Origin of the sequence: Microbacterium halophytorum (genome assembly GCF_002970975.1) — a bacterium.
GTDB lineage: Bacteria > Actinomycetota > Actinomycetes > Actinomycetales > Microbacteriaceae > Microbacterium > Microbacterium halophytorum.
Window position 1 is genome coordinate 269,514 of record NZ_KZ672983.1, and the last position, 13,673, is coordinate 283,186.

The following is a 13,673-nucleotide window of genomic DNA, read 5'->3' on the forward strand; positions in this document are numbered from 1 at the left end:
AAGGGATGGGCGTCGCCGCCCACCTCCCGCGAGCCGCGTTCGGGTGCGGCCCGTCCGGTGGTCCCCCAACCACCGCTGCGCAACAGCATGCCAGTCGCACCGGCCCATGGGGCAAGCCCGCGCCCGATGGCTCCTCATCGCGGCCCCTCGAACGGGGCGATCGCGGTGGGGATCCTACAAACGATTCCCCGCCATCCGGGGTGCCCGGGGAAGGATTGTGAGCATGCGCGAAGATGCCACCACATTCCGGATCGAACTCGGCGCCCGCGACGCCTCTCCCGAGGGCCTGACGGCCGCCGCCCGCTTCGCCGAGGAGTACGGGTACGACGGCGTGCAGGCCGCCGAGACCAAGCACGACCCGCTCATCGGGTGTGCCGTCGCCGGCGCGGCGACCGAGCGCGTGCGCCTCTCGACCGCGATCGCGGTCGCCTTCGCCCGCAGCCCGATGTCGCTGGCGCAGGCCGCGAACGACGTGCAGCTCGCGACGCGCGGGCGCTTCGCGCTCGGGCTCGGCTCGCAGGTGCAGGCGCACATCGAGAAGCGCTTCTCGATGCCGTGGTCGGCGCCGGCGCCCCGCATGCGCGAGTTCATCGCGGCCATCCGCGCGATCTGGCGTTCATGGGAGACGGGCGAGAGGCTCGCGTTCCGCGGCGAGCACTACACGCACACCCTCATGACGCCGTTCTTCGACCCCGGCCCGAACCCGTTCGGCTCGCCCGACATCTGGCTGGCGGCCGTCGGCCCCGCCATGACGAAGCTCGCCGGCGAGGCCGCCGACGGCTTCGTCGCGCACGCGTTCACGACGCGCGACTACCTCTCCGATGTGTCGCTGCCGCGCCTGGCCGCCGGCGCCGAATCCGCGGGGCGCGAGAGGCCGGATGTCGTCCTGCAGCCGTTCGTGATCGCGGCGGCCGACGAGGCCTCCCGCGCGGTGCAGGAGCGCCACGTGCGCGAGCAGATCGCGTTCTACGGCTCGACACCTTCCTACCGCGCCGTGATGGAGCACCACGGCTGGGAGGAGGCGGCCGACCGCCTGCACGCCGCGAGCCGCCGCGGCGAGTGGGCGCAGATGGGTGCCGAGGTGACGGACGACATGCTCGACGCATTCAGCGTTGCCGGCCGTCCGGAGGACATCCGGAACCGGCTCGAGGAGCGCTTCGGCGGCCTCGCGACGACGGTGTGCGTGAACGCGCCCGCGACCGAGGAAGAGCTCGCCGCGATCGCATGACGCGCGTGCGCTGACGCAGGCGCTGTCTCGGTCGCCGCCGCGCCGCTCCGCTGGCGCAGGTCGATCGCCGGATGCGGGGAGGGCGGCCCGCGTCGCTGGAACGGGGGGCTCGGAGACGCCGAACGGTGCTACGCCAGCGGCCAGGCGGCGAGCGCCGCGTCGATGCGGCGGCGGTCGGCCGCTCGAACCTTCTCGAACAGCTCGTGGCTCGACTCGCGCCGCGTCTTCGACAGGCCCTGCCACGTGCCGACGACCGTGCCGTCGAGGAGCACGGCCGGCTTGAAGACGCCGTTGTTCCCCGGCACGAGGGCGGCCTGCATCTCGGGTGAGGCGACCAGCGAGCGGTCCTCGTAGCCGAGGATCCACTCGTCGAAGCCCGGCACCAGGTCGATGGGGGCGTCAGGGCCATCCGGTTCGCGCACGCCGGCGACCGCGTCGGCGACGACGAAGGCCTTCGCGCCATCGACCGCGACCTCGGTGACGCCGGCCCCGGCGAGCGCGGCGCGCACCTGGCCCTTCGGGAGCTTCAGCCACCACGCGAGATCGGCGTCGGTCACGGGCCCGCGCGCCGCGACGAGGCCGCGCACGATGCCGGGCAGCGGGTCATCCGGCACCTCGCCGCTCGGTGTCGCGACGAGCTCCTGCTCCTCGCCGCGGAACCGGCCCCAGTGCCAGGCCCCGCCGATCGCGTTGTGGACGATCAGGTGATAGCCGCGGCCGCCCGCCGCCGAGATGCCGGCGTCCTCCCACGCCTCGAGCAGTTCGGCGCGCGTCGGCCCTTCCCCGGGGCTCGCCATCATCCGGAGCCCGATGTCGCGCGCCGCCGTGATCGTCGCGTCGTCGAGCTCGAGTGCGGCGCGGCGCTTCACCGTCGCTCTGTGGAGGCGCTCGCTCGTCAGCGACAGCAGCGCGCGCAGGTGCGCGGGCGTCGTGGCGAAGAGCGTGCCGCGCACGGGCCAGGAGCGCACGAGCTCGCCGCGGTCGAACGCGGCCCGCACGTCGGCGACCGTCGTGCCGGGCGCCGACCGCATCGCGATCGCGCGGAGCACGGCCGGCAGGTCCTGCCCCTGCAGCGCGATCGCCCTGTCGACGACTTCGGCGGGCGTCAGCTCCGAGCCGCCGAGCAGGTGCGAGGCGCGGCGGAGCCGCAGCGCGTCTTCGCGCGTGAGGTTGTCCATGGCGCCAGGGTAGCGGCGCAGCGCGGTTCCTGTACCGCAGATCGTCTCGGCGGACGACGACTCCTATGTCCGGAGTCAGGGAGAGCACGGGACGGCCGCGCCTACAGCCCTCCGTGGGCCGCCCAGCGGCGGCCCGCCTCATCGGCGGCCGCGGCGATCAGCGCATCGATCTCGGGGCTGCGCCGCACCGCGAATGACACGTAGCCGCCGCGCCCGCCGCCGACGGGGCGGCCGTAGGCCTTGGCGGCGAGCGAACCGTCGGGCAGCAGGCGCACCGTGATCGACTGCAGTTCGAACTCCTCGCCGCGGCGCTCGCCGGTCCAGCGGAGGTGCTCGGGGATCGCGACGTTCAGCGCGAGGGCGGCGACGTCGACATCCGGTGCGGTCATATCGACACGCTACCGGCCGGATACGCTCGGGAGATGAGTACGACGTACCCCGCAACGATCGCGGCGCGCGTCGACGTCGAGCTCGAGATCAAGAAGTCGCGGTTCATCGCGCACCTGATCCCCGTGGCGTCGGTCGCGGACGCCGATACGGCGATCGCCGCGGTCCGCAAGGAGTTCTGGGACGCGCGGCACAACTGCGTCGCGATGGTGACGGGGCTCACGGGCGACCAGGCGCGCTCGTCCGATGACGGCGAACCGTCGGGCACCGCTGGCGTGCCGATGCTCGAGGTGCTCCGCCGGCGCGGCGTGACCGACGTCGTCGCGGTCGTGACGCGCTACTTCGGGGGCGTCAAGCTGGGCGCGGGCGGCCTCGTGCGCGCGTACGGGCAGGCGGTCTCCGACGCGCTCGACGCCGCAGCGCTCGTCGACCGCCGCGCGCTCACCCGGATCTCGCTCGACGTTCCGCACGCCGATGCCGGCCGCTTCGACAACCAGCTGCGCGCCTGGGCCGACGCGAACGACGCCGTGCTCGGCGACCCGGAGTACGGCGCGACCGCCCGGCTGAGCGTGTGGGCCCCCGACGACGCGCTCGACGCGCTGCGGGACGACGTCGCGGCGTGGTCGGCCGGATCCGTCGCGCCCGAGACCGGCGAGGTGCGGGTCGTGGACGTGCCGCGCGGCTGACGCCGCGCACAACACAGTCACGAAATCGGCCGTGAGCCGCTCCGCGGCGGTTCACGGCCCGCGCACGCGAGATCTGACTGCGTTGTGCACGGTTCGGGCGTGTTCTCCGCGGCACGATCGGACTGCCGACGCGACACCGAACGCAGTCACCGCGGCTGAGGTGCGGGGCGGTTCCGCGGCAGACGACCAGCGGACGGCGGAATCGACTGCGTTGTGTCGGCGGTCGCCCGTCAGAGGCTGAGGATGAACGTCCAGCTGCCCGCCGCGACGGCGGCCGCAATGCTGGCGCCCGCGATCGCCGCGGCCAGCAGGAGCAGGCCGGCATCGCGGCCGTGCAGGCGCGACGGGCGCGCCCAGGTGCGGGGGCCGCCCGCGCCGAAGCCGCGGGCCTCCATGGCGGTCGCGAGATGCGTGCCGCGGCGGATCGCCAGCACGAACAGCGAGAACGCCATGCCGAGGAACCTCCGCATCCGCCCGCGGTCGGCGACGCCCCTCGCCCGCCGCGCGAGGGCGAGCTCGCGCCAGTCGGCGATCAGCAGCCCGACCAGGCGCAGGCCCGCGAGCGCGCCGAGCACGAAGCGGGCGGGCAGCCGCAGGATCTGCGCGAAGGCGTCGGCGAGGTCGGTCGGGTCAGTCGTCGACATCAGCACGACCGCGGGCAGCGCGATCGCCATCACGCGCAGCAGGATGGCCAGGGCGAGCGAGATCGAGCCGTCGCTGATGCGCAGCAGGCCCCACTCGGCGTACACCTGCCCGGCCTCCTGCCCGTAGAGCACCGTCGCGACCGCCGCGACGAGCGCCGCCGCCCCGATCGGCCACGACCGCCGCCACAGCTCCCGGGCGTTCAGCCGCGCGAACGGCAGCAGCACCAGGGTCAGCGCGAGGCAGACGCCGGCCGAGACGGGGTCGATCGAGAGCATCAGCGCGATGCCCATGAGCAGCACGGCTCCGAACTTCGCGAGCGCGTTGTTGCGCGCCAGCGGCGAGTGCCGCGCGTCGATCGTGACGAGGCTCATCGCGCACCGCCCCCGTCCGATTCCGCGGCACTCGGCGCGGGCAGCCGCAGCACGTCGTCGGCGAGTGCCGCGACGAGGGGCTCGTCGTGCGTGACGAGCACGAGGGCCGTGCCATCGTCGCGGAGCGCGGCGAGCATGTCGACGAGTTCGCGCCACGTGCGCGCATCCTGCCCGAATGTCGGCTCGTCGAGCACGAGCACGCGGGGCCTCGTGGCGAGCGCCGCCGCGACCGTGAGGCGCCGCTTCTCGCCCCCCGACAGCGTGAACGGGTTCGCGTGCTCGAGGTGCCGCAGACGCAGCCGGTCGAGCAGCGGGTCGACGCGCGCGGCGGTCTCCGCCGCAGTGAGCTTCAGCGCGCGCGGCCCGACCTCGAGCTCGGCGCGCACCGTCGCGGCGATGAGCTGGTGCTCGGGCGACTGGAACACGGCGCCGATGCGGGTCAGCAGCTCGCGCGAGGTCCATTCCGCCGGGCTCGCCGTGCTGCGCTGTCTCCGCCACCACCGGGTGCGGGTCGGCATCGCGCCGACGATCCCCTCCGACGCGGCGTACGCTCCGGATGCCGGGGGCACGAGACCCGCGAGGGCGAGCGCGAGCGTGGACTTCCCCGCCCCGTTCGGCCCCGTGATCGCGAGCGCGCGCCCCGGCCGCACGGGCACGTCGAGGCCCCCGGCGACGACGCGGTCGCCGCGCGCGACGGCGAGGTCCGTCGCCGTCAGGAGGTCGGGGGCGTCGGGGGTCGCCCGGTCCTCCGAACGGGCGGCGGGCTCTGAGCCCGCCGCGTACCCCGTCGGCACCCACACCCCGGCGTCGGCCAGCTCGGCCGCGAAGCCGCGGAAGACAGCATCAGGGGTGCCGTCAGCGATGAGCCCGGCGGCGCCGAGCACGATCACGCGGTCGATGTGGTCTGCCCACGCGTCGAGGCGGTGCTCGACGACGACGAGCGTCGCGCCCGTGGCGGCGACCGCCGACAGCACGGCATCGCGCACCTCGACGACGCCGGCGGGGTCGAGCTGGGCGGTCGGCTCGTCGAGCAGGAGGAGCCCGGGGCGCATCGCGATCGCACCGGCGAGCGCGAGCCTCTGCTTCTGCCCGCCCGAGAGCTCGGAGGTCGATCGGTCGAGAGCGAGGCCATGGCCCCCCGCGGTCGCGCCGAGCCCGACGGCGGTGAGCGCCTCGGGCACCCTCCGCCAGATCTCATCGCGCTCGACACCGAGGTTCTCGCAGCCGAAGGCGACGTCGTCTCCGACGCGCGAGAGCACGACCTGGGCGTCCGGGTCCTGAAGCACCAGGCCCGCGCGGCCCCGCGCGAGCGCCGCCGGCTCGCCACCGACGAGCAGCTCGCCCTCGGCCTCGCCGTCCTCGTCGCCGCCGAGCACGCCGGCCATGCCCGCCATCAGCGTCGACTTGCCCGAGCCGCTCGCGCCCAGCAGCAGCACGCGCTCGCCGGGCGAGATCTCGAGGTCGAGGCCGCGCGCTGCCCAGTCGTCGCGGCCCGCGTGACGCCAGCCCCAGCCGCGCGCGGAGACGCCGGCGGCCGAGCCGTGGCCGCCCGAGCGCCGCTCGCCGCTCGCACCCGGCTCGCCCTCGCGGCCCTTCTCGGTCGCGACGGCGGCTCGGAGCGCCGCCCCGGTCATCCGGAGCTACGCGGCCGCGCGGCGGCGGTCGCGGCCCGACGCGAAGCGGCTGAGCACGCCGGTGGCCGCCAGCGCCCGTTGCAGCGCCCACGAGCCGATGCCGGCGATCACGATGCCGCTCGCGACGGCGGCGAAGAAGTAGATCGTGCGGGGGCCGACGTCGAGGGCGGCGACCGACGAGAACTGCGTGTCGAGGATCGCGACCGACAGGCCGGCGAACAGGCCCGACGAGAGCGCGCCGAGCAGGCGCCAGTTGCCGTAGAGCAGGATCGCGAACCCGATCTCGGCGCCGATGCCCTCGACGACGCCCCACAGGAACGTCTCGGCAGCCCACTGCGTGCCGAGCGCCATCGAGACAGTTGCGGCGACGATCTCGGTGAAGAAGGCGGCGCCCGGCTTCCGGATGATCAGGCCGCCGAGGACGCCGGCGAACAGCCAGCCGCCGGCGGTCAGTCCCGACAGGCCCGGCGTGAACGAGAGCGCGGCGTCGAACGCGGGCCAGGCGAGGCCCCAGAGCCAGAAGACGACGCCGGATGCGACGCCGACGACCGCGGCGACGACGATATCGACGACCCGCCATGTGCGGCGAGCGGGCACGGCAGACTTGTTCATCGTGTTCCTTCCTTCGCTGGCATGACCCAGATCAGGTGTGACGGTCGAAGCGCTTGTCGCTTCCTCTCAGTCCGGCGTGCCGGACTCCCGTGGTGATCCGCTAAGGCTAGCGCACCCGGCGCAGCCTGTCGGCGGGCACGGGGACGGGCAGCTCGTAGTAGACCTGCGGTGCGCCGACGGCGCCGCCGTCGTCCTCCTTCACCCGCACGCGCCCCGCGTGCACCTCCGCGATGCGCACGCGCAGCCACGTGCCGTCGTCGTGCAGGAGCTCGTACGGCTCCGCGAGGTAGGACAGGCCGAGCTCGTCGAGCGTGCGTTCCGCCTCGAACCAGTCCACGACGCCCGTGCGCTCGTGCCCGAGGAGGTCGACGACGACGAAGCCTTCGCCCTCGGGTCGCATCCAGCCGAGGGTCTCGCCGTCGAGGTTGCGCCTGTGCTCGATGGGATCCATCGCGGGAGGCTATCACTGTCCCCGCGGTTCCAGGGTTCCGCCAGCGATCCCGCGGCGCGGGGCGGTAGCGTATTGCACGTGCCCACCGACGATGTCACTCCCGCCGGCGACGCGCCGCGCGACAGCTCCGCGCCCGACGAGGGCGCGCAGGGTCCGCTGCGCGCCATGTCGCTGAGCGACCTCGAGCCGGAACCCGCAGACGAACCGGCCCCGCGCCGCGTCTCCCGCCGCGAGGCGCGTGCGCGCCGCGAGGCCGCCCGCGCGGAACAGGAGGCCGCGCCCCGCGGCGAGGCGGCGAAGCTCCCGGTCTCGACCCCGGTCGGCGGCGCGTTCCGCTCGTCGGCGTCGCAGGGCGGGCCCGCGGCTCCGGACGCCCAGGCCCCCGCAGAAGCACCCGCCAAGAAGCGCGGCCGCCGCGCCGCGGCGGGCGCTGCGGCCTCGGCCGCGGCCACGGCGGAGCCCGCACCGACGAAGCCTGCCGCAGCGACACCGCCCGCGCAGGCCGCCGGCGCCTCCTCGGCGGCGAAGGCCGATCCTCCCGCCGGCGAGGCGCGCCGCCCCAGCGAACTGAGCGTGGACACCCGCGAGAATCCGCTCGCGGCGCTCGGGCTGGACACGACGTCCCTCGACTCCCTGAGCGACGGCACGAGCGAGATCCCCGTCGCCGGCTCGCAGAGCACGCGGACGCCCACCGGGCGCGGCGCGGCCGGCGCGGCGCCCGCGGCGGCGGCCGCATCCGGTGCCGACGAGGCCGCGACGCGGCAGGCCGCCGCCTCCGAGGCGACCGTGGCGATGAACGCCCAGGAGCCGGCCGACAGGACCGCCGTCCTGCCCGCCGCGGGGGCGGAGACCGTCGCACTCGACGCGCCCGTTCCCGAGAAGGAGCAGGCGGCGAAGCCCGCGAGGAAGTCCCCGGGCGCGACGGCACTCGGCTGGGTCAGCGCCGCCGACATCGCGCTGCGGAACCGCCCGCCGCAGCCCCAGACCGATGAAGACCCGGAGCCGCTCGTGCCGCGCCACCGTCGCTCGCCGCTCCCGATCATCGCCCCGATCGTCACCGCCGCGGTCCTCGCGGGCGTGTACGTCGGCGCCTGCGCCCTCTGGCCGCTCGGAGCGCTGGAGCCCCAGGTCGACCAGGCGTCGATCGAGAGCCCCGAAGGGGCCGCGCTGGAGCTCGCCTGGCCGAACGACGGCACCGCCGCCGTCAGCGTCGTCGAGGCAGGCAGTGACATCACCGCGTCGGGCGACGACGCCGTCGTGATGGCGAGCATCACGAAGCTCGTCTCCGTGCTGATGGTGCTCGAACGCGCGCCGCTCGAGGTCGGCGAGGACGGTCCGTCCTACGACTGGACCTACGACGACGTTCCCGTCTACCACGACCCGTACGTCTTCACGGGTCAGTCGCGGCTCGAGTTCCCCATCGACGGCTCGCTCACCGAGTACCAGATGCTGCAGGGCGTGCTGCTCGGTTCGGCGAACAACTACATCGACCGCCTCGTCGACGAGGTGTTCGGCTCCCGCGAGGAGTTCCTCGCGGCCGTTCCCGGCTGGCTGGAGGAGAACAACCTCGAGACCGTCTCGGTCGTCGACGCGAGCGGCATCGACTGGGGCAACACGGCCTCGGCCGCCGATATGGCGCGCCTCGGCCGGCTCGCGCTCGAGAACCCCGTCGTCGCCGAGATCGTCGCGCAGAAGTCGGCCGAGATCCCCGGCGCGGGCGAAGTCGAGAACTCCAACCCCCTCATCGGCGACGAGGGCGTGATCGGCGTCAAGACGGGCACGCAGTTCGGGTACTACAACCTCGTGACCGCCAAGGAGATCGAATCCGACGGCGCGACGATCACGGTCATCTCCTCCGTCACGGGGCAGCCGGATGAGGAGGGCCGCGACATCGTGTCGCGCGACCTCCTCGACCAGGTGGCCGAGGCCGCGCAGCAGAGCACCGTCGTGGTTCCCGCGGGGACGACCGTCGGCTCCGTCACGACGGAATGGGGCGACACGGCGGAGCTGATCACGCCCGACGACGTCTCGCTCGTGCTCTGGGACGGCGCGACCGCCGAGATCAGCACGACCCTCGACGAGGTGCTCGGGCACGAAGCAGGCGATGAGGTCGGCGAGGTGCGAGCGCGCGGTTCGTTCGCCGAGGCGACGGCGACCGTGCAGCTCTCCGACGAGGTGTCCGGCCCCTCGCTCGGCTGGCGCCTGAGCCACCCGCTGGCGCTCCTCGGGCTCGACTGAGCCCCCGACGACGCCGAGCATCCGACTCGAGCTCGAGCGAACACAACGCAGTCGGCTCTCGCCGCGGCTGCCGCGGCGGCCCTCGGCCGCGGGGCTCCCGCCCCGCTCCCTGCGAAGGATGACTGCGCTGTGCTCCCGGCACTTGGCCGGGCGTCCCGCAGAGCCTGAGCTCTGCGGGACGCCCGGTATCAGCGGCTAGCCGCGGTCGTCAGCGGGCGACTCCGCCGATGCGTCTCCGGCGCCCGCGGCATCCGCCGCGACAGCGGCGTCCGCGCTGCCGGCTACGGCAACCGCACCCTCGGCGGTGCCCGCTCCCTCGGCCGCCTCCGGCTCCCGGACGATCGGGATCTCGCCCGTCTCGAGGGCCTCCTCGGCATCGATGTCGACGGCGGCGTGCTCGAACTGGCTCTGGTACAGGCGCCAGTACGCACCGCGGCGCGAGATGAGCTCGTCGTGGTCGCCCTGCTCGACGATCGCACCCTGCTCCATCACGAGGATGAGGTCGGCGTCGCGGATGGTCGACAGGCGGTGAGCGATCACGAACGACGTGCGGCCGGTGCGCAGCGCCGCCATCGCGTGCTGCAGCAGCAGCTCGGTGCGGGTGTCGACGGAACTCGTCGCCTCGTCGAGGATCAGCACCTGCGGCCGGCGCAGGAACGCGCGCGCGATCGTGATGAGCTGGCGCTCGCCCGCCGAGACGTTCGCCGCGTCCTCCTCCAGCTGCGTCTCGTAGCCGTCGGGCAGCGAGTGCACGAAGCGGTCGACGTACGTGGCCTCCGCGGCCTCGCGCACCTCGTCGTCCGTCGCGCTCTCGTTGCCGTACCGGATGTTGTCGAAGATCGTCCCGGCGAACAGCCACGGGTCCTGCAGCACCATGCCGGTGCGCGAGCGCAGGTCGGCGCGCGTCATCTCGCCGACGCTCTGCCCGTCGATCGTGATAGCGCCGCCGTCGAGCTCGTAGAACCGCATCAGCAGGTTGACGAGCGTCGTCTTGCCCGCGCCCGTCGGCCCCACGATCGCGACCGTCTGACCCGGTTCGACGCGGAAGGACAGGTCCTGGATGAGCGGCTGCTCCGGCGCGTACGAGAACGAGACGTTCTGGAACTCGATGACGCCCTTGCCGTCGGCGGGCGCCGTGGGGGCGTCCTCAGCATCCGGGTCCTGCTCATCCTGGTCGAGCAGGTCGAAGACGCGCTCGGCCGACGCCGTTCCCGACTGCACGACCGGCAGCATGCCGCCGAGCTCCGTCAGGGGTTGCGTGAACTGCTGCGAGTACTGCACGAAGGCCTGCACGTCGCCGATCCGGATCTGGCCGCTGGCGACCATGACGCCGCCGAGCACCGCGATGCCGGCGTAGGTGAGATAGCCGACGAACTGCATCGACGGCATCATCACGCCGGAGAGGAACTGCGCCTTGAACGACGCCTGGTAGAGCTCCTCGTTCTCCTCGCGGAACGCGTCGGCGACGGCCTTCTCGCGGCCGAACACCTTCACGAGCGCGTGGCCCGAGAACGACTCCTCGACGCGCGAGTTGAGGCGGCCGACCTTCTTCCACTGCGACTGGAACGCCTTCTGCGACTTCGGGCCGATGACGCCCATGATGATGCCGATCAGCGGCAGCGACACGAGCGCGACGAGCGCGAGCTGCCACGAGATCGAGAACATCATGCCGACGACGCCGCCGACCATGAGCAGCGACGTGATCGCCCCGGAGAGCGACTGCTGCAGGGTCTGCGTCATGTTGTCGACGTCGTTCGTGACGCGGCTGATCAGCTCGCCGCGCTGCACCTTGTCGAAGTAGCTCAGCGGGAGGCGGTTGATCTTGTGCTCGATGTCTTCGCGCAGGCGCCACATGGTGCGGACCATGACCACGTTGATGATGTAACCCTGCGCCCACTGCAGCAGCGCGCCGACGACGTAGACGAGGATCGCCCAGATCACGACGGTGCGCAGCTGCTCGAAGTCGATGCCGGCGCCCGGTGTGAAGGTCTCCATGGCGGCGACCATGTTGGCGAAGTCGTTCTCACCCGCCGCCTCGAGGGCCGCGACCACCTCGTCCTGGCTCATGCCGGCGAACTGCTCGCCCGCCATGAGCGACATCACGCCCTCGAAGACGACGTTGGTCGCCTCACCGAGGATCTTCGGGCCGGCGACCGAGAGCACGACGCCGATGGCGCCGAGCAGAGTCGCAAAGCCGAACACCCACGCGTGGGGCTTCAGCAGCCCGATGAACCGCTTGAAGCTCGGCCAGAAGTTCTGCGGCTTACCACCCAGCGCGCCGGGCTCCGCGGCGCCGGCGGCGATCATCGCCTCCTGCGCTTCGCGCTCCTCGTCGCTCAGGGCGATCGTGCTCTGCGTGTTGTCGCTCATGCGCCGGCCTCCGTCGCGGACAGCTGGGATTCGACGATCTCGCGATACGTGTCGCACGTGGCGAGCAGCTCGTCGTGCGTGCCGATACCGACGGCGCGGCCGTCGTCGAGCACGATGATGCGGTCGGCATCGGTGATCGTCGAGACGCGCTGCGCAACGACGATCTTGGTGACCTCGGGGAGTTCGCGCCAGAGCGCCTGCCTCAGCCTCGCGTCCGTCGTGAGGTCGAGCGCCGAGAACGAGTCGTCGAACACGAGCACGTCGGGCCGCCTCACGATCGCCCGCGCGATCGCGAGGCGCTGGCGCTGGCCGCCCGAGACGTTCGTGCCGCCCTGCGAGATCGGCGCGTCGAGCCCTTCGGGCTTGGCGCGCACGAAGTCGGCCGCCTGGGCGATCTCGAGCGCGGCCCAGATCTCGTCGTCCGTGGCGCCCTCCCGGCCGAACTCGAGGTTCGATCGGATCGTGCCGGAGAACAGGAACGGCTTCTGCGGCACGAGGCCGATTCCGCGCCACAGCGCGTCGAGGTCGGCCTCACGCACGTCGACGCCCTGCACGCGCACCGTGCCGTCCGTCGCATCGAACAGGCGAGGGATCAGCGAGACGAGCGTCGTCTTGCCCGCACCGGTCGACCCGATCACGGCGACCGTCTCACCGGGGGCGGCGCGGAACGAGATGTCGCTCAGGATGGGCTGGTCGGCGCCCGGATAGGTGAAGCCGACGCGGTCGAAGGCGACCTCGCCCGGCCGCGACATGTCGCTGATCGGGTTCTCGGCGGGCACGAGCGTCGTCTCGGAGTCGAGCACCTCGCCGATGCGATCGGCCGAGACGGCGGCGCGCGGGATCATGATCGCCATGAAGCTGGCCATCATGACGCCGCCGAGGATCTGGCCGACGTACTGCATGAAGGCGAAGATCGTGCCGATCTGGGCGTTGCCCTCGTTGACCTCGATGCCGCCGAACCAGACGACCGCGACGATCGTGAGGTTCAGCACGAGCATCACCATCGGGAACATGAGCACGAACATCGACCCGACGTTGCGGCCGACGACGTAGATGTCGGTGTTGGCCTTGCGGAAGCGCTCCTCCTCGATGTCCTCACGGACGAACGCGCGCACGACGCGCACGCCGGTCAGCTGCTCGCGCATGACGCGGTTCACGGCGTCGAGCCGCGTCTGGTACTTGCGGAACAGCGGCACCATCCGGATGATGACGAGGCTCGCGAGGAGCAGCAGGACGGGGATCGAGACCCCCAGGATCCAGCTCAGCCCGACGTCCTGCCGCAGCGCCATGATGATGCCGCCGATCGCCATCATCGGCGCCATGACGAGCATCGTCGCGCTCATCATGGCGAACATCTGAACCTGCTGCACGTCGTTCGTGTTGCGCGTGATGAGCGAGCCCGAGCCGAACTGCGTCACCTCGCGCTCGCTGAACTGCGCGACGCGCTCGAAGATGTCGCCGCGCAGGTCGCGGCCGAGGCTCATCGCCGCGCGCGCGGCGCAGAAGGTTGCGACGATCGCCGCGAGGATCTGGCCGAGGGCGACGACGAGCATGACGCCGCCCGTGCGGATGATGTACCCGATGTCGCCCGTCGAGACGCCTTTGTCGATGATGTCGGCGTTGAGCGTCGGCAGGTACAGCGCGGCGAGCGCGGACGCGAACTGGAAGATCAGCACGCCTGCGATGAATGGCCAATAGCGCCCGAGGTAGCGGGCGAAGAGCTTGATGAGCACGGATGTTCCCCGGAGTCAACGGCCGCCACCGGCGGCGACCGACCTCACTAGAGTGGCACGAACCACAGACATCGCGCAGGCGGGAAATCCCCCGTACGCTGTCGGCGTACGAAATCCGCGGTCACGCGGGAAATCCGGCG

Annotated in this window: 11 protein-coding genes and 1 riboswitch; of the genes, 3 read left to right on the plus strand and 8 right to left on the minus strand. The window is 72.6% G+C overall.

From position 1 onward, the window contains the following. Nucleotides 1-223 precede the first annotated feature (223 nt). Nucleotides 224-1,228 (plus strand): TIGR03617 family F420-dependent LLM class oxidoreductase, encoded by a 1,005-nt coding sequence (locus tag C0010_RS04105; RefSeq protein ID WP_105565793.1) that lies wholly within the window; start codon nucleotides 224-226, stop codon nucleotides 1,226-1,228. Between the two features lie 128 nt (nucleotides 1,229-1,356). On the opposite strand, the gene C0010_RS04110 is transcribed toward C0010_RS04105, so the two are convergent. After that, on the minus strand, nucleotides 1,357-2,406 hold the full coding sequence (locus C0010_RS04110; RefSeq protein WP_105565794.1) for a winged helix DNA-binding domain-containing protein: 1,050 nt from the start codon (nucleotides 2,404-2,406) through the stop codon (nucleotides 1,357-1,359). Nucleotides 2,407-2,507: 101 nt separating this feature from the next. Next, nucleotides 2,508-2,795 carry a hypothetical protein gene (locus C0010_RS04115; RefSeq protein WP_105565795.1) on the minus strand — a complete coding sequence of 96 codons (288 nt, stop codon included), beginning with the start codon at nucleotides 2,793-2,795 and terminating at the stop codon, nucleotides 2,508-2,510. 33 nt (nucleotides 2,796-2,828) lie between these two features. On the opposite strand from C0010_RS04115, the gene C0010_RS04120 reads away from it, so the two are divergent. Further along, a complete protein-coding gene (locus C0010_RS04120) occupies nucleotides 2,829-3,479 on the plus strand; it encodes a YigZ family protein (RefSeq protein ID WP_105565796.1) in 651 nt (216 codons plus the stop codon). 230 nt (nucleotides 3,480-3,709) lie between these two features. On the opposite strand, the gene C0010_RS04125 is transcribed toward C0010_RS04120, so the two are convergent. From C0010_RS04125 to C0010_RS04140, 4 genes are all read right to left on the minus strand, one after another. Further along, complete coding sequence (locus tag C0010_RS04125; protein WP_105565797.1) at nucleotides 3,710-4,495, minus strand: energy-coupling factor transporter transmembrane component T family protein; 786 nt, start codon at nucleotides 4,493-4,495, stop codon at nucleotides 3,710-3,712. After that, complete coding sequence (locus tag C0010_RS04130) at nucleotides 4,492-6,129, minus strand: ABC transporter ATP-binding protein (RefSeq protein WP_105565798.1); 1,638 nt, start codon at nucleotides 6,127-6,129, stop codon at nucleotides 4,492-4,494. The genes C0010_RS04125 and C0010_RS04130 overlap by 4 nt, the downstream gene beginning before the upstream one ends. 6 nt (nucleotides 6,130-6,135) lie before the next feature. Continuing rightward, nucleotides 6,136-6,741: an ECF transporter S component gene (locus C0010_RS04135; RefSeq protein WP_105565923.1), complete on the minus strand. Its 606-nt coding sequence runs from the start codon at nucleotides 6,739-6,741 to the stop codon at nucleotides 6,136-6,138. Beyond that, nucleotides 6,733-6,842, minus strand: a riboswitch (TPP riboswitch). (Overlaps the previous gene by 9 nt.) 5 nt (nucleotides 6,843-6,847) lie before the next feature. Further along, complete coding sequence (locus C0010_RS04140) at nucleotides 6,848-7,192, minus strand: hypothetical protein (protein WP_105565799.1); 345 nt, start codon at nucleotides 7,190-7,192, stop codon at nucleotides 6,848-6,850. Nucleotides 7,193-7,270: 78 nt separating this feature from the next. On the opposite strand from C0010_RS04140, the gene C0010_RS04145 reads away from it, so the two are divergent. Continuing rightward, nucleotides 7,271-9,430 (plus strand): D-alanyl-D-alanine carboxypeptidase family protein, encoded by a 2,160-nt coding sequence (locus tag C0010_RS04145; RefSeq protein WP_105565800.1) that lies wholly within the window; start codon nucleotides 7,271-7,273, stop codon nucleotides 9,428-9,430. Nucleotides 9,431-9,625: 195 nt separating this feature from the next. Here the strand turns inward: C0010_RS04145 and C0010_RS04150 are convergent, their stop codons facing one another. Then, nucleotides 9,626-11,800, minus strand: coding sequence for an ABC transporter ATP-binding protein (locus C0010_RS04150; protein WP_105565801.1), 2,175 nt, complete (start codon nucleotides 11,798-11,800; stop codon nucleotides 9,626-9,628). Continuing rightward, nucleotides 11,797-13,533 (minus strand): ABC transporter ATP-binding protein, encoded by a 1,737-nt coding sequence (locus C0010_RS04155; RefSeq protein WP_105565802.1) that lies wholly within the window; start codon nucleotides 13,531-13,533, stop codon nucleotides 11,797-11,799. The genes C0010_RS04150 and C0010_RS04155 overlap by 4 nt, the downstream gene beginning before the upstream one ends. Nucleotides 13,534-13,673 lie beyond the last annotated feature (140 nt).

Bases quoted from the DNA above. Each gene is read 5' to 3' on its own strand.
- C0010_RS04130 (WP_105565798.1), bottom strand. From the start codon at position 6,129: ATGACCGGGGCGGCGCTCCGAGCCGCCGTCGCGACCGAGAAGGGCCGC.
- C0010_RS04115 (WP_105565795.1), bottom strand. From the start codon at position 2,795: ATGACCGCACCGGATGTCGACGTCGCCGCCCTCGCGCTGAACGTCGCG.
- C0010_RS04105 (WP_105565793.1), top strand. From the start codon at position 224: ATGCGCGAAGATGCCACCACATTCCGGATCGAACTCGGCGCCCGCGAC.
- C0010_RS04135 (WP_105565923.1), bottom strand. From the start codon at position 6,741: ATGAACAAGTCTGCCGTGCCCGCTCGCCGCACATGGCGGGTCGTCGAT.
- C0010_RS04150 (WP_105565801.1), bottom strand. From the start codon at position 11,800: ATGAGCGACAACACGCAGAGCACGATCGCCCTGAGCGACGAGGAGCGC.
- C0010_RS04110 (WP_105565794.1), bottom strand. From the start codon at position 2,406: ATGGACAACCTCACGCGCGAAGACGCGCTGCGGCTCCGCCGCGCCTCG.
- C0010_RS04140 (WP_105565799.1), bottom strand. From the start codon at position 7,192: ATGGATCCCATCGAGCACAGGCGCAACCTCGACGGCGAGACCCTCGGC.
- C0010_RS04125 (WP_105565797.1), bottom strand. From the start codon at position 4,495: ATGAGCCTCGTCACGATCGACGCGCGGCACTCGCCGCTGGCGCGCAAC.
- C0010_RS04120 (WP_105565796.1), top strand. From the start codon at position 2,829: ATGAGTACGACGTACCCCGCAACGATCGCGGCGCGCGTCGACGTCGAG.